The sequence below is a fragment of the Gottfriedia sp. ABJ_BB2_2 genome (assembly GCF_055484705.1).
In genome coordinates, this window is the sequence record NZ_JBVFKR010000004.1 from 12,148 (window position 1) to 35,085 (window position 22,938).

Annotated in this window: 18 protein-coding genes; 16 read left to right on the top strand and 2 right to left on the bottom strand. The window is 35.7% G+C overall.

From position 1 onward, the window contains the following. Positions 1 to 3: 3 nt before the first annotated feature. Complete coding sequence (purH, locus tag ACX6U0_RS11035) at positions 4 to 1,539, top strand: bifunctional phosphoribosylaminoimidazolecarboxamide formyltransferase/IMP cyclohydrolase (protein ID WP_464959985.1); 1,536 nt, start codon at positions 4 to 6, stop codon at positions 1,537 to 1,539. 19 nt (positions 1,540 to 1,558) lie between these two features. Continuing rightward, positions 1,559 to 2,824, top strand: coding sequence for a phosphoribosylamine--glycine ligase (gene purD / locus ACX6U0_RS11040; protein WP_464959986.1), 1,266 nt, complete (start codon positions 1,559 to 1,561; stop codon positions 2,822 to 2,824). 113 nt (positions 2,825 to 2,937) lie between these two features. Here purD and ACX6U0_RS11045 read toward each other — a convergent pair whose 3' ends face one another. Beyond that, the gene (locus ACX6U0_RS11045) at positions 2,938 to 3,195 is read right to left on the bottom strand and encodes a YgaP family membrane protein (RefSeq protein WP_464959987.1); all 258 of its coding nucleotides are present in this window, start codon (positions 3,193 to 3,195) and stop codon (positions 2,938 to 2,940) included. 264 nt (positions 3,196 to 3,459) lie between these two features. Between ACX6U0_RS11045 and pcrB the strand changes: the two genes are divergently transcribed. The 9 genes from pcrB (at position 3,460) to gatB (ending at position 15,469) form a co-directional block, all read left to right on the top strand. Continuing rightward, positions 3,460 to 4,158 (top strand): heptaprenylglyceryl phosphate synthase, encoded by a 699-nt coding sequence (gene pcrB, locus ACX6U0_RS11050; RefSeq protein ID WP_464959988.1) that lies wholly within the window; start codon positions 3,460 to 3,462, stop codon positions 4,156 to 4,158. After that, positions 4,159 to 6,330: a DNA helicase PcrA gene (pcrA, locus tag ACX6U0_RS11055; protein ID WP_464959989.1), complete on the top strand. Its 2,172-nt coding sequence runs from the start codon at positions 4,159 to 4,161 to the stop codon at positions 6,328 to 6,330. Between the two features lie 16 nt (positions 6,331 to 6,346). Beyond that, positions 6,347 to 8,347, top strand: coding sequence for an NAD-dependent DNA ligase LigA (gene ligA, locus ACX6U0_RS11060; protein ID WP_464959990.1), 2,001 nt, complete (start codon positions 6,347 to 6,349; stop codon positions 8,345 to 8,347). 85 nt (positions 8,348 to 8,432) lie between these two features. Continuing rightward, positions 8,433 to 9,629: a CamS family sex pheromone protein gene (locus ACX6U0_RS11065; RefSeq protein WP_464959991.1), complete on the top strand. Its 1,197-nt coding sequence runs from the start codon at positions 8,433 to 8,435 to the stop codon at positions 9,627 to 9,629. 201 nt (positions 9,630 to 9,830) lie between these two features. After that, positions 9,831 to 11,378 (top strand): L-glutamate gamma-semialdehyde dehydrogenase, encoded by a 1,548-nt coding sequence (gene pruA / locus ACX6U0_RS11070; protein WP_464959992.1) that lies wholly within the window; start codon positions 9,831 to 9,833, stop codon positions 11,376 to 11,378. A 186-nt stretch (positions 11,379 to 11,564) separates the two neighbouring features. Then, complete coding sequence (locus ACX6U0_RS11075) at positions 11,565 to 12,092, top strand: deoxycytidylate deaminase (RefSeq protein ID WP_464959993.1); 528 nt, start codon at positions 11,565 to 11,567, stop codon at positions 12,090 to 12,092. 171 nt (positions 12,093 to 12,263) lie between these two features. Continuing rightward, positions 12,264 to 12,554: an Asp-tRNA(Asn)/Glu-tRNA(Gln) amidotransferase subunit GatC gene (gene gatC / locus ACX6U0_RS11080; protein ID WP_088001805.1), complete on the top strand. Its 291-nt coding sequence runs from the start codon at positions 12,264 to 12,266 to the stop codon at positions 12,552 to 12,554. Between the two features lie 14 nt (positions 12,555 to 12,568). Next, positions 12,569 to 14,023 carry an Asp-tRNA(Asn)/Glu-tRNA(Gln) amidotransferase subunit GatA gene (gene gatA, locus ACX6U0_RS11085; protein WP_464959994.1) on the top strand — a complete coding sequence of 485 codons (1,455 nt, stop codon included), beginning with the start codon at positions 12,569 to 12,571 and terminating at the stop codon, positions 14,021 to 14,023. Between the two features lie 15 nt (positions 14,024 to 14,038). After that, positions 14,039 to 15,469 (top strand): Asp-tRNA(Asn)/Glu-tRNA(Gln) amidotransferase subunit GatB, encoded by a 1,431-nt coding sequence (gene gatB / locus ACX6U0_RS11090; RefSeq protein WP_464959995.1) that lies wholly within the window; start codon positions 14,039 to 14,041, stop codon positions 15,467 to 15,469. A 47-nt stretch (positions 15,470 to 15,516) separates the two neighbouring features. Here gatB and ACX6U0_RS11095 read toward each other — a convergent pair whose 3' ends face one another. Beyond that, positions 15,517 to 16,314, bottom strand: a complete 798-nt coding sequence (locus ACX6U0_RS11095) for a formate/nitrite transporter family protein (RefSeq protein ID WP_464959996.1) — start codon at positions 16,312 to 16,314, stop codon at positions 15,517 to 15,519. Positions 16,315 to 16,614: 300 nt separating this feature from the next. On the opposite strand from ACX6U0_RS11095, the gene ACX6U0_RS11100 reads away from it, so the two are divergent. From ACX6U0_RS11100 to ACX6U0_RS11120, 5 genes are all read left to right on the top strand, one after another. Beyond that, positions 16,615 to 17,499: a diacylglycerol kinase gene (locus ACX6U0_RS11100; protein WP_464959997.1), complete on the top strand. Its 885-nt coding sequence runs from the start codon at positions 16,615 to 16,617 to the stop codon at positions 17,497 to 17,499. A 287-nt stretch (positions 17,500 to 17,786) separates the two neighbouring features. Next, complete coding sequence (gene rlmD / locus ACX6U0_RS11105; RefSeq protein WP_464959998.1) at positions 17,787 to 19,163, top strand: 23S rRNA (uracil(1939)-C(5))-methyltransferase RlmD; 1,377 nt, start codon at positions 17,787 to 17,789, stop codon at positions 19,161 to 19,163. Between the two features lie 264 nt (positions 19,164 to 19,427). Next, positions 19,428 to 20,366: an N-acetylglucosamine kinase gene (locus ACX6U0_RS11110; RefSeq protein ID WP_464959999.1), complete on the top strand. Its 939-nt coding sequence runs from the start codon at positions 19,428 to 19,430 to the stop codon at positions 20,364 to 20,366. 19 nt (positions 20,367 to 20,385) lie between these two features. Further along, positions 20,386 to 21,513: a MupG family TIM beta-alpha barrel fold protein gene (locus tag ACX6U0_RS11115; protein WP_464960000.1), complete on the top strand. Its 1,128-nt coding sequence runs from the start codon at positions 20,386 to 20,388 to the stop codon at positions 21,511 to 21,513. A 24-nt stretch (positions 21,514 to 21,537) separates the two neighbouring features. Beyond that, entirely contained in the window at positions 21,538 to 22,905 is a 1,368-nt protein-coding gene (locus tag ACX6U0_RS11120; RefSeq protein ID WP_464960001.1) for a sugar phosphate nucleotidyltransferase, read from the top strand. Positions 22,906 to 22,938 lie beyond the last annotated feature (33 nt).

Here is a 22,938-nt window from a genome sequence, read left to right on the forward strand (position 1 = left end):
AACATGAAAAAACGTGCTTTAGTTAGCGTATCAGATAAACAAGGTATCATTGAATTTGTAAGTGGATTAATAAAACAAGATTTCGAGGTTATTTCTACGGGTGGTACTTATAATTTATTAAAAGAAGCAGGCTTAGATGTAATCGGTATTTCTGAGGTTACGAATTTTCCAGAAATCATGGATGGTCGAGTAAAAACATTACACCCATCAATACATGGTGGACTTTTAGGAGTACGCTCTAATGAAGAGCATATGCGCCAAATGAATGAGCTTGGTATTCAACCAATTGATTTAGTATGTGTAAACTTATATCCATTTAAAGAAACAATCATGAAACCGGATGTAACATTTGAAGATGCAATTGAAAATATCGATATCGGTGGCCCAACAATGCTACGTTCTGCAGCAAAAAATCATGAATTTGTATCTGTCGTAGTAGATCCAACTGATTATAGTGTAATTCTAACTGAGTTAGCTGAAAATAATGTTGTTTCACTTGAAACGAATCGTCGATTAGCTGCAAAAGTATTCCGTCATACAGCGGCATATGATTCATTAATTTCGAACTATTTAACTGAGCAAGTAGGAGAAGAAAATCCTGAAAGCTACACAGTGACATATGAATTAAAGCAATCGTTACGATATGGTGAGAATCCTCATCAAAATGCAACGTTTTATCGTACGCCAATGCCAACAACTTCATCAATTGCTTATGCTACTCAATTACATGGCAAAGAACTTTCGTATAATAATATTAATGATGCGAATGAAGCATTAAATATTGTCCGTGAATTTTCAAACCCAGCAGTTGTAGCTGTAAAGCACATGAATCCTTGTGGTGTTGGAGAAGGAACAACAATTGAAGAAGCTTATGATCGTGCATATGTAGCTGACCCAGTATCAATTTTTGGTGGAATTATTGCTGCTAATCATGAAATTGATGGTGCGACAGCTAAAAAGTTACATGAGCTATTTTTAGAGATTATTATCGCTCCTTCGTTTAGTGAAGAAGCATTAGAAATTCTGACAAGTAAAAAGAATTTACGTTTATTAACTGTTGATTTCGAAACGAAACCGACATTTGCACCTAAATTGACTACTGTACATGGTGGTCTGCTTCGTCAAGATATGGATACACTTGGATTTGAAGATGCAACAATTACAATACCTACAAAGCGCCAACCTACTGATGAAGAGTGGGAGAATTTAAAGCTAGGCTGGAAAGTTGTAAAGCATGTTAAATCAAATGCGATTGTATTAGCAAAAGACCATATGACTATTGGTGTAGGTGCTGGTCAAATGAATCGTGTTGGGGCTGCAAATATTGCAATTGAACAAGCTGGTGAAAATGCAAAAGGTTCAGCTTTAGCTTCTGATGCATTTTTCCCTATGAGTGATACTATTGAAGCAGCTGCTAAAGCAGGTATTACAGCTATCATCCAACCAGGTGGATCAATTCGCGATGAAGACTCAATTAAAAAAGCCGATGAATATGGCATTACAATGGTCTTTACAGGAGTACGTCACTTTAAACATTAATAGATGAGGAGATGACAAGATGAAAGTATTAGTCATTGGTCGCGGTGGACGTGAGCATACAATTGCTTGGAAGGTAAATCAATCAGAGAACGTAACAGATGTATTTGTTGCTCCAGGAAACGATGGAATGATTGATATAGCAAAGCTTGTCAATATTGATGAAGGTGACCATGAAGCCTTAATCGCTTTTGCTAAAAAAGAGAAAATAGATTTAACAATTGTAGGCCCTGAAGTTCCGTTAATGAATGGGATTGTAAATGAGTTCCGTAAAGAGAATTTACAAATTTTTGGACCAACAAAAGAAGCTGCAATCATTGAAGGTAGTAAAAGTTTTACGAAGGATTTAATGAAAAAATATAATATACCAACTGCTGCTTATGAGACGTTTACGAATTTCGAAGCTGCAAAATCATATGTTGAAAAGATTGGTGCTCCAATTGTTATAAAAGCAGATGGATTGGCAGCTGGTAAAGGTGTTGTCGTTGCTATGACAATAGAAGAGGCAGTAGTTAGCCTTCATGATATGCTTTTAGATGATAAATACGGTGATGCCAGTGCATCTGTTGTGATTGAAGAATATCTTGAAGGTGAAGAATTCTCATTAATGTCATTTGTTCACGGAACGAAAGTATATCCAATGGTAATCGCACAAGATCATAAACGTGCTTACGATGGCGACAAAGGACCAAATACTGGTGGAATGGGCGCATATTCACCAGTACCGCAAATTCCTCAATCAATTGTAGAGCAATCTTTACAAGAAATTGTCCTTCCTGTAGCTGAAGCGATGATTCAGGAAGGTCGAGAATTTACAGGTATTTTATATGCAGGTTTAATGTTAACAACGGCTGGTCCAAAGGTAATCGAATTTAATGCAAGATTTGGTGACCCAGAAACAGAAGTTGTATTACCTCGTTTAGAAAGTGACCTAGCAGAAGTTATGCTAGCGATCTTAAATAATGAAGAGATTGAACTGAAATGGTCAAAAGAAGCAGTTGTTGGTGTAGTTCTTGCTGCAAATGGATATCCTGAAGTACCTGAAAAAGGTGCTATCATTAACGGACTTCAAGCAGTTACTGATCAAACGATGATTTTCCATGCTGGTACAAAGCTTGAAAACAATGAATACATTACAAACGGCGGTAGAGTATTAATTGTTGCCCATAGCGGAGCTTCAATTAATGAAGCTTGTGACAAGGTGTATGATCAAATTAATAACATCCAATCAACTGGCTTATTCTATCGCCATGATATTGCTCATAAAGCGTTAAAAGTAAATAATTAAATAAAGTCTCTGTAATAAAAAAGGGTCGTCATTCTTGACGCCCTTTTTCGTGTTAAACAGAACTAATGTTCTTATATTATCTATACATTCATAATTAGTTTTGATAAACTATTTTATGAAGGTTGGATATATTCATCGATGGAATCTTCCTCATTATGTTTTTCTACCATTATCATACATTTTTTACAAAATGCAGTCATTGGGCAAAAACGTAAAATACCTTCTGCAACTTTCATTGCGCCAATTATGATTAAAATGAGTACAGAATTACTACATTTTCGTTTTGTGAGTTTTGCAGTGCCATAAGCTAAAATAGTCAATCCAGCAGTAATTCGCAGTAATGAATTCATTATACTAATATTTGGTCTCAACCTAATTATCCCCTTATAATAAGAATCAGTGACTAAATTTTATTTAAGTATCACTCTTTACCATTTTTCCCTTTAATTGTTCAATTATCAGAGGAAACAATTTTCAACGCTACCTTATTTAGGGGAAGAAGGGTTACTTTTCCTTTTTAATAAGATACAATACATTTATGTTTTCTTAACCTATCTAAAACACCAAAAATAAGACAAGAATAGATAAATAAAATAAATGAAGAAATGAATGGAAATAAATCGAGGAGGAACAAAATGTACGATTATACACAATGGAATCACATATTTAAATTAGACCCTAATAAGGACATTACAGATGAAGAATTAGAATTAATTTGCGAATCAGGAACGGATGCAATACTAGTAGGTGGTACTGATGGGGTCACTTTAGATGATACATTATCTCTTTTAGTAAGAATTCGTCGCTACGCAGTTCCTTGTATACTTGAAGTTTCAAACTTGGAAGCAGTTACGCCAGGATATGATTTTTACTTTATTCCAACTGTTTTAAATAGTACGGATCCAAAGTGGATTGTTGGCATGCATCAACAAGCAATGAAGGAATTTGGACATTTAATCCATGCAGAAGAATTAGTAATGGAAGGATATTGTATATTAAATAAGAATTGTAAAGCAGCAGAGCTAACAAAGGCTGATACGGATCTTTCTATTGAAGATATTGTTGCATATGCAGAAGTTGCAGAAATCTTACTGAAATTACCTATATTTTACTTAGAATACAGCGGAACATTTGGACCAATTGAAGTAGTCGAAGAGGTTTCAAAGGTTATGAATCAAACGAAGTTATTTTATGGTGGTGGCATATCGACTGTAAAACAAGCGGAAGAAGTTAGTCAATACGCTGATACAATTGTAGTTGGAAACATTATTTATGAAAATTTACAAGAGGCTTTACTTACGGTGAAAGCTGTAAAAAAAGGAGCGACAAAATAAATGAAAACAGCAGAAGAATTATTACATGGACTAAACCCGATGCAGAAAGAAGCAGTAAAGACGGTAAATGGTCCACTTTTAATTATGGCAGGTGCAGGTTCAGGTAAAACGCGAGTACTTACTCATCGTATTGCATATTTGCTTGGAGAAAAAACCGTCGCTCCATGGAATATACTAGCTATTACGTTTACGAATAAAGCAGCAAGAGAAATGCAAGAGCGAATTTATAAACTAGTTGGTAAAGATGCAGAAGATATTTGGGTATCAACTTTTCACTCAATGTGTGTTCGTATTCTTCGAAGAGATATTGATCGTATTGGGATTAATAGAAGTTTTTCTATTTTAGATACAACTGATCAATTAACTGTTATCAAAAACATCTTAAAAGAGAAAAATCTAGATGCGAAGAAATTCGATCCTCGAGCTATTCTAGGTTCGATTAGTAGTGCGAAAAATGAATTACAAACTGCAGCTGATTATGCAAGAGATGCATTTACGCCATTTGAAAAAGTAATTGGTGAAATATATGCTGCATACCAAGATCGCTTACGTAAAAATCATTCATTAGATTTTGATGATTTAATTATGATGACAATTACTTTATTTGAGCGAGTACCAGAGGTTCTACACTATTATCAAAGAAAATTTCAATATATTCATGTGGATGAGTATCAAGATACAAACCATGCTCAGTATAAGATTGTAAAAATGCTTGCAGAGCAATATAAAAATATTTGTGTTGTTGGTGATTCGGATCAGTCAATTTATCGTTGGCGTGGAGCAGATATTTCAAATATTCTTTCATTTGAGAAGGATTATGATAATGCTCAAGTCATTCTGTTAGAACAAAATTATCGTTCTACTCAAACGATTCTAGATGCTGCAAATGCGGTCATTACGAATAATTCAAATCGTAAACCAAAAAAATTATGGACAGAAAATGGACAAGGAAATCCAATCCATTATTTTAGAGCTGCTTCAGAACAGGATGAAGGCCACTTTATCGCTGGGAAATTAGCTGAATGGAAAAATCAACGTGTACATCAACTTAGCGATGTAGCCATTTTATACCGTACAAATGCACAGTCTCGTGCAATGGAGGAAGTTTTAGTCAAATCAAATATTCCATATCGTATGGTTGGCGGAGTAAAGTTCTATGATCGTAAAGAGATTAAAGACGTTTTAGCTTATTTACGTTTTATCGCAAATCCAAATGATGAAATTAGTTTTTCAAGAATTATTAATGTACCAAAGCGTGGTGTAGGTGCTGCGTCTGTAGATAAGGTTATTAATTACAGTATTGCAAATGATCTTTCACTATCTGATACATTGGAGCAAATTGATTTCGTTGGTTTAAGTGCCAAAATCACAAATGCCATCGGTGAGTTCCATAATATGACGAAAAATTGGCAGCAAATGCAAGAGTATTTATCAGTAACGGAGCTTGTTGAAGAGGTTCTTGAAAAAACTGGCTATATTCAAATGTTAAAGGACGAAAATACAATAGAATCTGCTTCAAGAATTGAAAATATTGAAGAGTTCTTAACTGTAACAAATGCATTTGAAGAGAGCAGTGAAGATAAAAGTTTAGTTTCATTTTTAACTGATTTAGCCTTGGTTTCTGACATTGATCAAGCAGATAAAGAAGAAGAAGCAACAGATGAAGTCATTTTAATGACGCTACATTCAGCCAAAGGATTAGAATTCCCAGTAGTCTTTTTAATAGGTATGGAGGAAGGAATTTTCCCACATAGTCGTTCTCTAATGGATGAAGAAGAGATGGAAGAGGAACGAAGACTTGCTTATGTAGGAATTACGCGTGCTGAAAAGCAACTATATATAACGAATGCTCAAACACGTACACTTTATGGACGTACAAGCGTGAACCAAGAATCTAGATTTATTAATGAAATACCTGATGAACTATTAGATCGAGCGAATAAAAAAGTAGTAACAGAACGTCGTACAATCTCTCGACCTGTTATGAAAACAACTGGTGGAGAATCTTTAGGATGGCGAGTGGGCGATAAAGCTGCTCATGGCAAATGGGGCACTGGTACTGTAGTTAGTGTAAAAGGTGAAGGCGAAGCGATGGAATTGGATATTGCTTTCCCAAGTCCGATTGGTATTAAACGTTTATTAGCAAAATTTGCTCCAATTACGAAAGCATAAGAAGGAGTGGTAACTCGTGGATCAAAGCATTATTGATAAAATTGAAAAGTTAAGAAGTGAATTAAGTCAATATAACTATGAATATCATGTATTAGATAATCCGACAATACCGGATACGGAATATGACATGCTACTACATGAATTAATTCGTTTAGAGGAGCAATATCCAGAACTAGTTACTGCTGATTCTCCAACTCAGCGTATTGGTGGGCAGGCAATTGATTTGTTTGAAAAAGTTGTTCATACTTACCCAATGTTAAGTTTAGGGAATGCTTTTAATGAAGGAGATTTGAGAGATTTTGATCAACGTGTAAAACAAGACGTTAATCAAATTTCCTATGTTTGTGAATTAAAAATAGACGGATTAGCGGTTTCACTTCATTATGAAAACGGTATGTTTACAAAAGGGGCAACTCGTGGGGATGGAAGTGTTGGTGAGGATATTACTCACAATCTAAAAACGATAAAAGCTATCCCTTTAAAGCTTTCTGAGCCACTAACGATGGAAGTACGTGGAGAAGCATTTATGCCTAAAGCAAGCTTTGAGAAAGTAAATGAACAACGTGAGAAAAATGGGGAAGAATTGTTTGCAAATCCGCGAAATGCAGCAGCTGGATCTTTAAGGCAATTAGACCCTAAAATAGTGGCGAAGCGAGATTTATCATTCTTTGTTTATGGCATTCCAAATGCAGAAGAGTTTTCAATTCAAAAGCATAGTGAAGCTTTAGACTATTTACAAAAACTAGGTTTTAAAACAAATACATTTCGAAAAACATGCCTTTCAATTGATGAAGTAATTGAGTACATTGAAAACTGGAAAGAGAAACGTCCTTCATTACCATATGAAATCGACGGAATTGTTATCAAGGTTGATGAATATTCTACACAAAAGAGACTTGGGACAACTGCTAAAGTGCCAAGATGGGCGATTGCATTTAAATTTCCAGCTGAAGAAGTTGTTACAAAGCTTGTCGATATTGAATTAAGTGTAGGAAGAACTGGCGTAGTTACACCTACAGCTATTCTTGAACCTGTTAGAGTAGCGGGCACAGTTGTAAAACGTGCTTCATTGCATAACGAGGATTTAATCAAAGAAAAAGATATACGTATTGGAGATACAGTTGTTATCCGCAAAGCGGGGGATATTATACCAGAGGTTGTCAATGTGTTATTAGAGCGTCGAACTGGCGAAGAACAACCATTCTCTATGCCAACTCATTGCCCTTCATGTGAACATGAACTAGTAAGAATAGCTGGTGAGGTAGCACTTCGATGTGTAAACCCATTCTGTCCTTCACAAATTAGAGAAGGATTAATTCATTTTGCATCTCGAGATGCAATGAATATTGATGGATTAGGCGAAAGAGTCGTTGCTCAATTATTTGAAGCAAAACTGATCACTACTTTTACAGATCTTTATCAATTAACAAAAGAACAATTATTAGCATTAGAACGTTTTGGTGAGAAGTCAGCGGATAAATTAATTTCAGCAATTCAAACTTCAAAAGAAAATTCATTAGAAAAATTGTTATTTGGTTTAGGGATTCGACATGTTGGTGCCAAAGCGGCGAAAACATTAGCTCAGCATTTCCACTCAATTGATCATTTAATGGCAGCATCTGTAGATGAGATTAGAACGATAAATGAGATTGGTGATAAGATGGCGCAATCGATTAATGAGTATTTTTCTAAAGATGAAGTTAAGGAGTTAATAGAAACTTTTAAAACGCTTGGCGTAAATACTGAATATAAAGGGATTTTAATTGAAAATATAGATACAAATTCTCTTTTTGCTGGTAAAACAGTCGTATTAACTGGTAAGCTAGAACAGATGACTAGAAGTGAAGCTAAAAAGCAGCTAGAAGCACTTGGCGCTAAAGTAGCTGGTAGTGTTAGTAAGAGTACTGATTTAGTAATTGCAGGTGAAGCAGCAGGTTCAAAGCTTGATGCAGCACGTAAGCTAAATATTGAAGTATGGGATGAAGAGCGAATGATTAAGGAGCTTCAACCACAGTAAAACTCTTTTAGCAACTAGAGGACCAAACTTCTTATTATCATTTTAATAAAAAGTCGTTCACTTAATAAATAAGAGGTGTGAGTAAATGAAAACACGAATAGGACTACTCCTATGTTGTTTTTCTCTCATCTTATCTGGATGTTCGTTATCATTAAAGAATGAAGATAAGGTTGTACAAGAGAGCAGCAATAATAAAAAAGGGGAAGACGCAATTATACCCCGTTATTCAATTTCAAATGATTACTATAAAACAATCCTTCCGTTTAAGCCTAGTAAAACAAGAGGTGCAGTTGTATCGAATGTTGAGAATCGCCTTGATATAAATGAGTTTGAAATGGGATTAATGCGAATTGTACAAGATCAATATTCTACAGATGATTATTTATATCAAGAAGGCCAATTACTAGAGAAAAAAACGGTTGAATCATGGTTAAAACGTAAATATACTTCTGGCCAATTAAAAGAGGCAGAGAAGTCAGCTAAAAAAATTAATGTTAATGCTACTGTCATTAACGATGGACTGAATCCAATTGAAAGTAATGCTAAATCTGAAGATCAAAAAGCTAAAGCAGCTCCAATCTATTTAAATCATATTTTAGAACAAGATTATTTGAAAAAAAGTGGGAAAGAAGTCAAAATCGAAGGCGTAGCAATTGGACTTGCAATGAATTCGTATTATTACTACCAGGAAGAACATGGTTATCCTAGAGAGTTTGAAATCAAAAAGGATGTCATGTTAAAACAAGGTAGAGCAATGGCGCAAGAAATTTTAACTAGATTACGTAAAATGGATGAGTTTAAAGATATTCCTATTACTTTTGCGATATTCCGTCAACAAAGTCAATCTTCAGTAGTACCTGGCTCATTTGTTGCAAAGGCATCAGTTTCAGGAAATGAAAGTTCGATTAATGGTTGGGATAGTATTAATGAAAAATATTATTTATTCCCATCATCAGCTGCAACTGCAGATCACCGAGATGACGCGATGAAAATGGTGAATTTTAAATCGGATATAGAAAATTATTTTCCTAACTATACTGGTGTTGTTGGCACAGGATTTTACAAAGATAATGAATTAATACAACTAAAAATTGATATACCTATGCAATTTTACAGCAAGGCAGAAGTGATAGCTTTTACTCAATATGTAGCAGGGCTAATGATGGATCATTTCCCTTCATACCTAAAGGTTGAGACCAATGTGTTCTCAGCAAATGGACAAGAAGCTTTAATTGTAAAAGAGGTAGACGCGAAAGAACCAAGTGTGCATATTTATAATTAAAAGGAAGATTTCGACGCTTCCTTTTTTTTATTTTTCTTACCTAATCTGTAAGCGTTTCCCATTTGAAGTCTATATAGGAATATTGTATTATGTTATTGTGAGCTTTTTTGAGAAGTTAATTTTGGCATTTAATTTTGAAAAATTGTTCAATATTTTATTTTTCGAATTGTATGCTATTTAAATTAAAGGGGGATTTATTCAATGGTTATACCTTACAAACATGAGCCATTTACAAACTTTGGCTTAGAGGAAAATCAAGAACAATACAATCAAGGATTAGCAAAAGTTTCATCTTATTTAGGTGAAAAATATCCACTGATCATTGGTGGAGAGCGTATCTTTACAGAAGAACAAATCGTTTCTGTAAATCCTTCAAATCATAAAGAAGTAATTGGTTCTGTATCAAAAGCTAGCCGTGAATTAGCTGAAAAAGCAATGCAAATTGCTGATACAACTTTTAATACATGGAAAAAAGTAAAACCTGAAGTTCGTGCTGACATTTTATTCCGTGCGGCAGCAATCATTCGTCGTCGTAAACACGAATTCTCTGCTTTATTAACAAAAGAAGCTGGTAAACCTTGGAATGAAGCAGATGCTGATACAGCTGAAGCAATTGATTTCTTAGAATTCTATGCTCGTCAAATGCTTCAATTAAAAGATGGTATTCCAGTAGAAAGCCGTCCAGGTGAATATAACCGTTTCAACTACATTCCATTAGGAGTAGGTGTTGTTATTTCTCCATGGAACTTCCCATTCGCAATCATGGCTGGTACAACAGTAGCTGCAGTAGTAACTGGTAACACAGTTCTATTAAAACCTGCAAGTACGACTCCAGTTGTAGCGTACAAGTTCCTTGAAGTATTAGAAGAAGCTGGCTTACCTGCTGGAGTTGTAAACTTCGTACCAGGTAGCGGAGCTGAAGTAGGAGATTACTTAGTTGATCACCCACGCACTCGTTTCATCAGCTTCACAGGTTCTAAAGAAGTAGGTATTCGTATTTACGAACGTGCTGCTAAAGTTAACCCAGGTCAAATCTGGTTAAAACGTGTTATCGCTGAAATGGGTGGTAAAGACACAATGGTAGTTGATAAAGAAGCTGATTTAGAATTAGCTGCTAAATCAATCGTATCATCTGCGTTTGGTTTCTCAGGTCAAAAATGTTCTGCATGTTCTCGTGCTGTTATTCACCAAGATGTGTATGACCAAGTACTTGCTCGTGCAATCGAATTAACTAATGAATTAACAGTTGGTAACCCAGAAGACCGTACAACATACATGGGTCCTGTAAATGACCAAGCTGCATTCAACAAAGTAATGAGCTATGTTCAAATCGGACGTGAAGAAGGACGAGTTGTAACTGGTGGAGAAGGAGACGATTCTACTGGTTGGTTCATTAAACCAACAATCGTTGCTGATGTTGCTGAAGATGCTCGTTTAATGAAAGAAGAAATCTTTGGACCAGTTGTTGCATTCTGTAAAGCTAAAGACTTTGATCATGCTTTAGAAATTGCAAACAACACTGAATATGGTTTAACAGGTGCTGTTATTTCAAACAACCGTGCAAACATCGAAAAAGCTCGTGAAGATTTCCATGCTGGTAACCTTTACTTCAACCGTGGATGTACTGGTGCAATCGTTGGATACCAACCATTTGGTGGATTCAACATGTCAGGAACAGATTCAAAAGCTGGTGGCCCTGACTACTTAGTACTTCACATGCAAGGTAAAACAACTTCAGAAATGCTTTAATTCCGAAATAACTAAAGGCAAGATCATCTTGGGAATCAATCCAAGGCGATCTTGCCTTTTTTGTTTGGCGCTATTTTAAAGATTACTACCTACTTTAGCATTCTTACCTAGATAGGTCCTTATCCCTTAAGTCTAACGTATGATATAATTTTATTTAGACTAAAATGAACAGAGAGAAGGGGAAGTATGCAAATTTTACAGAAAATCATTCAACTAGCTGACTCGATTCCTTTAGGAACTCGTGATGATTGGGATTCATATTTTTTAGGTCAAGCATTTATCACTTCTCTTCGTTCAACTTGTGGTAGTAGAAGGGTAGGAGCGGTTATAGTTTGTGATAGTCGAATCATTGCATCAGGCTATAATGGCTATCCAAAAGGAGCTAAGCATTGTATTGATGGTGGTTGTCCACGTTTTGCTGCTCGTGAAGAGGGCATTCTGGAAAGTGGCAAATATTCAGAGGATTATCCATGTGATGCTTTTCATGCTGAGGAAAATGCAATTTATCAGCTTGTACAATCGGGTATTCAAAAAACGAAAAGTGATGAATGGACTATATATTGCACTACAGCTCCATGTAGAGCTTGCGCCAAAATGATTAATGGAGCAGGCATAACTAGAGTTGTATATAATGAGGGGTACCCAGATGAGTATTCAATAGACTATTTCAAACAATACGGAATTGAATTAACTAGAATAGAAGTAGCTAAATAGAATTCATAATGTAAACAAACGTTTGATTAATAGAAATGTAATGTAAATGTTTTCATTAAGTTACCAAATATATTTTTACTTGGATTTAAGTGGAATGTTGCCCGAGACATGGGAAATTTGGTATTATCAGTATATTGTATGTTGTGCGAAATTTATGGAGGTGCAAAAATAATGTCAAAAATTACAATGGAACAAGTAAAGCACGTTGCTCATTTAGCACGTTTAGCGGTAACTGAAGAAGAAGCAGAGAAATTTTCAAAGCAACTTGGCGCAATTTTAGATTTTGCTGAGCAATTAGGTGAGCTTGATACGTCAAATGTAAAACCAACTACACATGTATTAACAATGCGTAATGTTATGCGTAAGGACGAGCCTGCAAAAGGTTTAGCGATCGAAGAAGTGCTTAAAAATGCACCGGACCACCAAGATGGACAAGTTAAAGTACCGTCAATATTAGATTAAGGGGGGAATAGTAAATGTCTTTATTTGAATATACAGTTTCGGAATTACATAAGAAGTTAAAGTCAAAAGAGATTAAAGTAGAAGAGTTAGTAAACGAGTCATATGAAAGAATTTCTGCTGTTGATCAAGATGTAAAATCATTTTTAACACTAAACGAAGAGCAAGCACGTTTACAAGCAAAAGCACTTGATGAAAAAGCATGGGACGAGTCTCGTGGTATTCTTTCTGGTATGCCAATTGGTGTAAAAGATAATATTGTAACAAAAGGTCTTCGTACTACTTGTGCGAGTAAGATTCTAGAAAACTTTAATCCAATCTATGATGCTACTGTTGTGACGAAATTAGCTCAAGCTGAAGCAATCACAATTGGTAAATTAAATATGGATGAATTTGCAATGGGTTCATCTAATGAAAACTCTGCATTTGGTGGATCTCGAAACCCATGGAATATCGAGTATGTACCAGGTGGTAGTAGTGGTGGTTCTGCTGCTTCTGTTGCTGCGGGTGAAGTTTTATTCTCTTTAGGTTCTGATACAGGTGGTTCAATTCGTCAACCAGCTTCTTTCTGTGGTGTTGTTGGATTAAAACCTACATATGGTCGTGTATCTCGTTCTGGTTTAGTAGCATTTGCTTCATCATTAGACCAAATTGGTCCAATTACTAGAAATGTAGAAGATAATGCACTATTATTACAAGCAATCTCTGGGTTAGATGCGAGTGATTCTACTTCTGCAAATGTTGAAGTTCCTTCATTCTTAACTGCTCTTACTGGAGATGTAAAAGGTCTTCGTATTGCTGTACCAAAGGAATACTTAGGTGAAGGTGTTGGCGAGGAAGCTCGTGCTTCTGTTATGGCAGCATTAAACTTACTAGAAAGCTTAGGAGCTACGTGGGAAGAGGTTTCTTTACCTCATTCTAAATACGCTTTAGCAACTTATTACTTACTATCTTCTTCTGAAGCATCTGCTAACCTAGCACGTTTTGATGGTATTCGCTATGGTCACCGTGCTGATGATGTAGAAAATTTAATCGACCTTTACAAGAAAACTAGAGCGGAAGGCTTTGGAGATGAAGTAAAACGTCGTATTATGCTTGGAACATATGCATTAAGCTCTGGTTACTATGATGCATACTATAAAAAAGCACAACAAGTTCGTACTTTAATCAAAGAAGATTTTGAGAAAGTATTTGAAAACTATGATGTAATTATTGGTCCTACAACACCAACTCCTGCTTTTAAAGTTGGCGAAAAAGTAAGCGACCCTATGACGATGTACGCAAATGATATTTTAACAATTCCAATTAACTTAGCTGGTGTTCCTGCCATTTCGATTCCTTGTGGTTTCCATGAAGGTCTACCTTTAGGTTTACAAATTATTGGTAAGCATTTCGATGAGTCTACGATTTACAGAGTTGCACATGCATACGAGCAAGCAACTGATTTTACAAAGCAAAGACCACAACTGTAAGGAGGCGCGGGAAAGATGAATTTTGAAACGATAATTGGTTTAGAAGTACACGTAGAATTAAAAACAAAATCAAAAATCTTCTCACCAAGCCCTAATGCGTTTGGTGCAGATCCAAATACAAACACAGGCGTAATTGACCTAGGCTATCCTGGCGTATTACCTGTGTTAAATGAAGAAGCTGTAAACTATGGCATGAAAGCTGCAATGGCTTTAAATTGCGAAATAGCGACAGAAACAAAATTTGATCGTAAAAACTATTTCTATCCGGATAACCCAAAAGCTTACCAAATTTCTCAGTTTGATAAGCCAATCGGTGAAAATGGATGGATTGAAATTGAAGTTGGTGGCAAGAAGAAACGTATTGGTATTACTCGAGTTCACTTAGAAGAAGATGCGGGTAAATTAAACCATACTGATGAAGGTTATTCATTAGTAGACTTTAACCGTCAAGGTACGCCTTTAATTGAAATCGTATCTGAGCCAGATATCCGTACTCCTGAAGAAGCTTATGCATATTTAGAAAAATTGAAAGCAATCATTCAATTTACAGGTGTTTCTGACGTGAAAATGGAAGAAGGATCACTTCGTTGTGATGCAAATATTTCTTTACGTCCGTTCGGTCAAGAAGAGTTTGGTACAAAAGCAGAGTTAAAAAACTTAAACTCATTTGCTTTCGTTCAAAAAGGACTTGAGCATGAGCAAATCCGTCAAGAAAAGGTTCTTCTATCTGGAGGAATTATCCAACAAGAAACACGTCGTTATGATGAATCAACAAAAACGACAATCTTAATGCGTGTAAAAGAAGGTTCAGATGATTACCGTTATTTCCCTGAGCCGGATCTAGTTGAACTTTATATCGATGATGAGTGGAAAGAAAGAGTGAGAAATAGCATTCCTGAACTTCCAGATGCTCGTCAAAAACGTTATGTTGAGCAATTAGGATTACCAGCATATGATGCAATGGTTCTAACTTTAACAAAAGAAATGTCTGATTTCTTTGATGCAACTGTAACGAACGGAGCAGATGCAAAGTTAGCTTCTAACTGGTTAATGGGTGAAGTATCTGCCTACCTAAATAAATCACAAAAAGAATTACGCGATGTTGCATTAACACCTGAAAACCTATCTAGCCTAGTGAAATTAATTTCTGACGGAACAATTTCGTCAAAAATAGCGAAAAAAGTATTCACTGAGTTAATTGAAAAAGGTGGAGACCCTAACGAAATCGTTAAATCACAAGGCTTAGTTCAGCTATCTGATGAAGGCGCACTTCGTAAAATCGTAATCGAAACATTGGATGCAAATCCTCAATCTATTGAAGACTTTAAAAATGGTAAAGATCGTGCGATTGGCTTCCTTGTTGGTCAAATGATGAAAGCGACCAAGGGACAAGCAAATCCACCATTATTAAATAAAATTCTGATGGAAGAAATTCAAAAACGCTAATTGAAGTCTTCCGAAAACAAAAACTACGAGTGAAAACTCGTAGTTTTTTATTTTGAAAACTTTTCATTTTGATCTAAAAAAGGTTTATTTATATAGAAATAAAAGAAAGCCATTAAAATACTCCCACCGATGATATTCCCTATTGTTACTGGTATGAGGTTATGAATTACACCATTAAATGAAATTGTTTCTGGATGATCAATGACTAGGGCGATCGCAAACGTACACATATTTGCGATACTGTGCTCGTAACCGGAAATGAAAAAACAAAATACAAGTAATAGCATAGTCATTATTTTTGAAATATCTTCTTTTAATGTCATCGGAATAAAGAATGCTAAGCAAACTAACCAATTACATAAGATCCCTCTAAAAAATAGTTGGCTAGTTGGGACGTGCATCTTTTTTTCGACCACACTGAGTAAATAACTGTTAACGCTAGCATCATTATATAGCCCTGTTAGATGGATTAATAATGCAAAGCAAGCTGCCCCTATTATATTACCAATATAGGATAGCCCCCATAATGTTAACACTTCAGACCACTTCATTTTTTTCCTAATAGCAGAATATGTAAAATAAAAAGTATTTCCAGTAAAGAGGTCACCACCACCATACGCTATTAACAGAATAGCCACGCCAAATGTAATTGCTGCCATGGGATATGCGAATGGGGAATGAACAATATAAAAATAGTTACCGGACTTAAAAGCCACTATAACTCCGAATCCAATAAACATGCTTGCCATACTAGCTCTCATCAGGTATCTGATCACGCTATTTCTATATACAGTTAATTTTTTTGATGCTAAATATTCAACCTGTTCTAATGAGTGTTTTTCCATTAAGTCATACCGTTCCTTTTGAACTTGATTTATTTTGTAATATTAAAAATTACACATGTTAGTATTAAGTTGTTCAAAAACATATAAAATATATCAATGAAAAACTATTTGATAACCAAAGGGTGTTGCAAGGTCATTCGGCAACAACAAAAAATACTTAGTTAGAATCAATATCTTTTTATGCGTTTGAATAGGGATTAGAAAGGTAAAAATAGTTAGAGAAATGGAAAAAGTTTACTACAAAAACGTTTTAGGTTACGATAGAGGGTAGAGGACTTAAATAAAAAAGTAGGATGGTTAATGATGAAGCGAGCAAGAATTATCTACAACCCTACTTCTGGTCGTGAAATTTTTAAGAAAAAGCTTCCTGAAGTGTTACAAAAATTCGAACAGGCTGGATATGAAACTTCTTGCCATGCAACAACAGGCGCAGGTGATGCGACAATTGCAGCACGAGAAGCATGTGAGCGAAAATTTGATCTAGTAGTAGCCTGTGGTGGGGATGGAACACTAAATGAAGTCATTAGTGGTTTGGCAGAACAAGAGTATCGACCAAAGCTAGGACTAATCCCAGTTGGGACAACAAATGATTTTGCTAGAGCAATTGGTGTAAATGTGTCAATTATGGAAGCAGCAGATGTCATAACTAAAGGAAATACAATTCCGTTAGACATAGGAAGAGTAAATGATAAATACTTTGTTAACATACTAGCTGCAGGTAAAATAACAGAACTAACTTATGAAGTACCTAGTAAATTAAAGACAGTACTAGGGCAACTCGCTTATTATTTAAAAGGTATCGAAATGCTACCAAGAGTGAAACCTACTCGTTTAAGAATTGAGTATGATGGAAAAGTATTTGATGAAGAAGCCTTTTTATTCTTATTATCAAACACAAACTCTGTAGGCGGTTTTGAAAAAATTGCTCCAGAAGCAAGTATAAATGATGGTCAATTTGACTTACTTGTTCTAAAGAAATCGAATATAGCTGAAATTATTCGAGTTTGTGCACAATTATTACGTGGACAGCATGTACACAATGATCATGTTCTTTATACTAGAGCTAGTCATTTGAAATTCACTTCAGATGATAAATTACTTCTAAATATTGATGGTGAATACGGTGGAGATACGCCATGTACGGTAGATATGTTGTATAATCACTTAGAGATTTTCGTACCATAATAAGCAATAAATAGTAAAAATAACCACGGTAGTTTCGTGGTTATTTCAGTTTGAAGAGAAAGTACAAAAACTTAGAGATTCAGACTGACTGAAAACGCTTGTCTTTTGAGGCGTAAAGCTAGATGAGGAGCGGAATTACCTTTGACGGTAATGAGCACCGCAAGCAGGCGAAGCAACGAAGAAAGCGAGCGTTTGGCTGGCGGTCTGAAGTAACCACGGTAGTTTCGTGGTTATTTGTTTTGTATAATAGTTATTTGGAATAAGTATTTGAAAGGTAGGTAAGGGACTTGTCGAAAAGAGTGTTACCTGTAGAAAAGAATCAATTTTATGATGTTGAATTTATTGATTTAACGCATGAAGGACATGGAGTAGCTAAGGTAGAAGGATATCCAATATTTGTACCAAATGCTCTTCCAGGTGAAAAAGCCACAATAAAGGTCATCAAAACAAGTAAAGGATATGGTTTTGGAAAAGTAGTTGAATTACAAAATCAAAGTCCAGTGAGAGTTGAACCTGTTTGTTCAATCTATAACCAATGTGGCGGTTGTCAAACGCAGCACATGAGTTATGAAGGACAACTCGACGCAAAGTTTAAACAAGTAACGGAAGTAATGAAGCGTATTGGAAAGCTTGAAGATGTCGTTATTCACCCAGTATTAGGGATGGAGGATCCTTGGAGCTACCGTAATAAAGCGCAGGTACCAGTAGGAGAACTTGAAGGTGGACTAGTTGTAGGGTTTTATCAAAAAAGAAGCCACGAAATCATACCGATGAATGAATGCTTTATCCAAGGAAAAGAAAATGACGATATGATTCAAGATGTAAAAGACATATGCGATGAATTAAAGATTGAGCCTTATAATGAATTAACGCATAAAGGAATTTTACGTCATATTATGGCCCGTTATGGTCATTTTACAAATGAATCAATGCTAGTGTTAGTAACAAATAAAGTTAATTTTCCGAAGAAGGAAGAGCTTGTTTCAAAAATTGTTGAAAAATATCCAAACATAACGAGTATCATTCAAAATGTAAATAACGAAAAAACAAATGTCATCTTAGGAAATCAAACGTTTGTTTTATTCGGAAGTGAAACAATTAAAGATAAAATCGGTGATATTACCTTTGAAATTTCTGCGAGATCTTTCTATCAAGTAAATCCAACTCAAACGAAGGTGCTATATGACAAAGCCCTTGAATATGCAAACTTAAATGGAAATGAAACAGTGATTGATGCTTACTGCGGTATTGGTTCAATCTCATTATTTTTAGCTCAAAAAGCCAAAAAGGTCTACGGAGTTGAAATCGTTCCAGAAGCTATAGAGGATGCAAAAAGAAATGCTTCAATTAATCAGATGACAAATGTTGAATTTGAAGTTGGCAAAGCTGAAGAAGTCATTCCGAATTGGTATAAGCAAGGCATTACAGCAGAAGTATTAGTGGTCGATCCTCCACGAAAAGGCTGTGACGAGGCACTACTAAATACAATAATCGATATGAAACCAAGTAAAGTAGTTTATGTATCATGTAACCCTTCGACACTAGCTCGCGATTTACGTGTATTAGAAGACGGTGGTTATGAAACAACTCAGATTCAACCGGTAGATATGTTCCCTCATACTAGTCATGTGGAGTGTGTTGCGGAGCTTGTAAGAAAGCAGTAAATGAACCAAAGGGGCCTTTCAACAGAAAGGCTCTTTTTTTATAAATTGTGATGAAATAACTTAATATTTTATTAGCTTTTAACAATGATCATAGTAAATCTAATGGATGCTAAGTATGTTTTCAAAAAACCACTTTCTAATAAGTGGTTTTTTTCCTTCTTATGTAGAAAATATTCACCTAGAAAAAGAGTAAAGTTTCCTATACAATTATTGCAACAATTGAGATAAAGATAATTGATTAAGGAAAGGGTGAAGCGACTGATTATGAATAATAGATTGATTATTGGAATGGACGGCGGAGGAACGAAAACGAGAGTTTTGGTCAAAGAACAATTAGATGGAGAAATCCTTTTTGATCGAAATTTTAGGATGTCGAATTATAATAACATCGGAGTAGAAGGTCTGAGACCAGTATTTCGTGAAGTATATGAAGAATTGGTAAAGCGTTTTGGGAAGCGACTGCAAGATGCGATTTTAGTTCTAGGTTCTGCAGGTGTCGATCGACCAAAGGATGTTGAAATCTATTTGTCTGCTTTAAGAGAAAGTGGATTTACCTGCCGATTAGAAGTTGTGAACGATGCAGAAATTGCCCTTGTTGGTGGTAACGGAGATCGGAAAGATGCATTGATGATTGCTGGTACAGGTTCTATTGTTGTGGGGATTCATTCAAATGGAAAAATTGTACGATCAGGTGGATGGGGTGGATTAATCAGTGATGAAGGTAGCGGTTTTCAAATTGGTCGACATGCGATTGCAGCAGTCATGCAAGAGTATGACAAAGTAATTTCGCCAACTTCATTTACAGATCAGTTACTTGCTCATTTTCAGTTGACTTCTCCAGAAGATTTTATGGATTTATTATACTTAGAAGACACACTTCCGGTAGATAAGATCGCTTCGTGTACGCCAATTATTCTAGAAGCATGGACAAAAGGGGATCAGGCTGCTCATACGATTGTTGAAGGAGAGCTAGAAAAACTAGTTCGTTTAGTTGTAGGGATTAGTCGACAAATGGGGACAGAAACATTCCGTCTATCAGTTGCCGGTAGCTTGTTGACTAAATCAACTGCTTATTTCGGTGGTTTAAAAGAAAAATTAAGTGTGGTTTTACCGCAAGTAGAGATTTCAACACCACTTTATGATCCTGTATTCGGTGCCATTATTATTGGTGCAAAAATACAAGTGAATACCAATCAAGAATAGTAAGGAATGAGGGCAAAAGATGCGTGAAATAGGAATTAGTGTATATCCAAATTTTTATCCTATAGATCAGATCAAAAACTACTTGGAAAAGGCAAATTCACTAGGTTTTAATAAAGTTTTTGTTTCACTGATTTTAAATAATCATGGTTTTGAAGGTGCTCAGAATGTTAGTGCAAACACTTGGAATGAAATACTTAGTTACTGTAAAGAGCTTGGTATGTCTGTGTCTGCTGATATAAATGATGAAGTGTTCAAAGAGCTTGGATGTACATTGAACGATCTTTCAGCTTTACAAAAGATGGGTATTACAAGACTCCGTATTGATGGAGGTTTTACAAACGGAGAAGTTGCCGTTCTTTCAAAAAATCAGCAGAGGATTCAAATAGAAGTAAATGCATCAATGTCTTCTTCTAATAATCAAAATGGAAGCGCTTTACATGAATGTCGAGATTTTTTAGAAACGATTGAAAAAGAAGGAAACATTGGACAGTTAACAGCTTGTCACAATTTTTTTCCACTACCAGATACAGCATTGTCTTTAGAAGACATTCGTCCAATTAACGATTTGTTTGCTTCATTCGGTGTGCCGGTCGGTGGGTTTATTGCATCCCAACTTTCTCCTAAAGATTTACACCACTTAGGTCATGGAGTCTGTACGATTGAAAAACATCGCTTTTTGCCTAGTCATATTGCCATGTTAGAGTTATTTGCAAATGGTTTTAATGATGTGCTGATAGGAGACTCGTTTGCGGATCTTTCAGAGTTGACTGAAATGGCAAGATGCTACAAACAGGATTATATTGAAATTCCAGTTGTTTTTAATCAGTTTGTGCCTCAAATAATAAAACAGAAAATGCAAGAGCAAGTCCTTATATCAAGAGTTGATCAGCCTGCAAATCTAATTCGAGCGACGGATTCGAGAGGAATAGATGTGCCTCCCTGCTATAGTGCACCAAGAGATCAGTATACGGTCTCGGTATTAAATAATCGAAGTGCACAATATGAAGGGGAAGTACAAATCTCTTTGAAAGATTTAGGACATTCGGTTGAGCATAATGTTATTGGATTTGTTCATCCCTTTGCAGAAGGTTTATTACCTTACCTCTTAGCAGGTAAAAATAAATTTCGATTGGTAGATTATAAGTAAAATGTTTATATGTGAGGTGATGGAATGGTAAAAAGGGCAATTATTCTTGCGGCGGGCAAAGGGAGTAAAATGTTTCCTTTTAGCGAAGTTCGCTCCAAAACTTCATTAAAAATCGCGGGGAAGTCATTAATTCGCTACAACATTGAATCCATTGTGGCTTTGGGAATAGAAGAAAATGTTGTTGTTGTAAATGAAGAACACCAAAGAGAAATAGAAAATCTCTTATATGATATAGAAAATATTAAATTTGTAACTGTTCAAACAAATTTAGGAAGTGCAGACAGTCTGATAAAGGGAGCAGAGCAACTCTCCGATACGAAGGAATTTATTGTTCTCTATGGGGATACAATCATTGAACAAAATGATCTGGAGAAGTTGTTAAAAGCGAAAAAACCTGCCGTTTTGTTGAAAATGTTAAAAGAATCAGCAAGAAACTGGATTGGTGCGAGTATGGAGAATGGCTTTGTTAAGTCCATCGGTGCGCACTTTCGTGGGGATAGCATGACCCATCAATTCGCTGGGTTTCGTTTTGATGAGTTACTCTTAGATGAAGTGAAAAGAACACCTGATTATTTTCCAAACGTAAAAGTTGGTGTAGGTACTCCAAAAGAGAGATTTATTGAAGCTGCTCTTCTGAAATCACTTGAGAAAGAAGCATTACACGCGATCGAATGTAGTGGTTATTTCTTTGATATTGACAAGCCTTGGCATATGTTAGAAGCCAACGAATTTATGGTGAATCATTTTTGCAATGCTTTACAAGAGAACCAACTAGCTGAAGGTGCAACTATTTCAAAACATGCAACAATTAATGGTTACGTAAAGCTTGGTAAAAATTCGTCAATTGGTGATCGAGTTGTGATTCACGGTAACCTGATTGTTGGTGACAATACAAACATTGATAACGGAGCAATATTCAATGGCAATGCGGTGATTGGGGATCATACAGCAATTCGCAATTATTGCATCATTTATGACGGTGTATCAATCGGTTCACATTGTATTTTCGACCATTGTGCTGAATTCCTTGGTGGAATGGTAATGGATAAGGTATACCTTTACCACTATGGTGAGTTTTATGGTGCAATTGGTAGTCATACGGATATTGGAGCAGCAACAGTTTGTGGAACATTACGATTTGACGACGGAGAAACTGAGCACGTTGTGAATGGACGGAAAGAAGTACCATTATATTTTTCAAATGCTGCTTATCTTGGGGACTATTGCCGAACAGGTGTGAATACGATTATTATGCCTGGTTGCAAGATTGGTGCTTATAGTGTTCTTGGCGCAGGTTCAATCATTGATAAAGATATTGAGAAGAATAGTTTAGTTTTTGTAAAACAAGATTTGATAATTAAAAAATGGAGTGAAAAGAAGTATGGGTGGTAATTTCACTATCATACTTTTGAGGTACTAAAATCG

What these genes read in the sequence shown, in the direction of transcription:
- purH (WP_464959985.1), top strand. Translation starts at nt 4, where the DNA reads ATGAAAAAACGTGCTTTAGTTAGCGTATCAGATAAACAAGGTATCATT.
- purD (WP_464959986.1), top strand. Translation starts at nt 1,559, where the DNA reads ATGAAAGTATTAGTCATTGGTCGCGGTGGACGTGAGCATACAATTGCT.
- pcrB (WP_464959988.1), top strand. Translation starts at nt 3,460, where the DNA reads ATGTACGATTATACACAATGGAATCACATATTTAAATTAGACCCTAAT.
- pcrA (WP_464959989.1), top strand. Translation starts at nt 4,159, where the DNA reads ATGAAAACAGCAGAAGAATTATTACATGGACTAAACCCGATGCAGAAA.
- ACX6U0_RS11065 (WP_464959991.1), top strand. Translation starts at nt 8,433, where the DNA reads ATGAAAACACGAATAGGACTACTCCTATGTTGTTTTTCTCTCATCTTA.
- pruA (WP_464959992.1), top strand. Translation starts at nt 9,831, where the DNA reads ATGGTTATACCTTACAAACATGAGCCATTTACAAACTTTGGCTTAGAG.
- ACX6U0_RS11075 (WP_464959993.1), top strand. Translation starts at nt 11,565, where the DNA reads ATGCAAATTTTACAGAAAATCATTCAACTAGCTGACTCGATTCCTTTA.
- gatC (WP_088001805.1), top strand. Translation starts at nt 12,264, where the DNA reads ATGTCAAAAATTACAATGGAACAAGTAAAGCACGTTGCTCATTTAGCA.
- gatA (WP_464959994.1), top strand. Translation starts at nt 12,569, where the DNA reads ATGTCTTTATTTGAATATACAGTTTCGGAATTACATAAGAAGTTAAAG.
- gatB (WP_464959995.1), top strand. Translation starts at nt 14,039, where the DNA reads ATGAATTTTGAAACGATAATTGGTTTAGAAGTACACGTAGAATTAAAA.
- ACX6U0_RS11095 (WP_464959996.1), bottom strand. Translation starts at nt 16,314, where the DNA reads ATGGAAAAACACTCATTAGAACAGGTTGAATATTTAGCATCAAAAAAA.
- ACX6U0_RS11100 (WP_464959997.1), top strand. Translation starts at nt 16,615, where the DNA reads ATGATGAAGCGAGCAAGAATTATCTACAACCCTACTTCTGGTCGTGAA.
- ACX6U0_RS11110 (WP_464959999.1), top strand. Translation starts at nt 19,428, where the DNA reads ATGAATAATAGATTGATTATTGGAATGGACGGCGGAGGAACGAAAACG.
- ACX6U0_RS11115 (WP_464960000.1), top strand. Translation starts at nt 20,386, where the DNA reads ATGCGTGAAATAGGAATTAGTGTATATCCAAATTTTTATCCTATAGAT.
- ACX6U0_RS11120 (WP_464960001.1), top strand. Translation starts at nt 21,538, where the DNA reads ATGGTAAAAAGGGCAATTATTCTTGCGGCGGGCAAAGGGAGTAAAATG.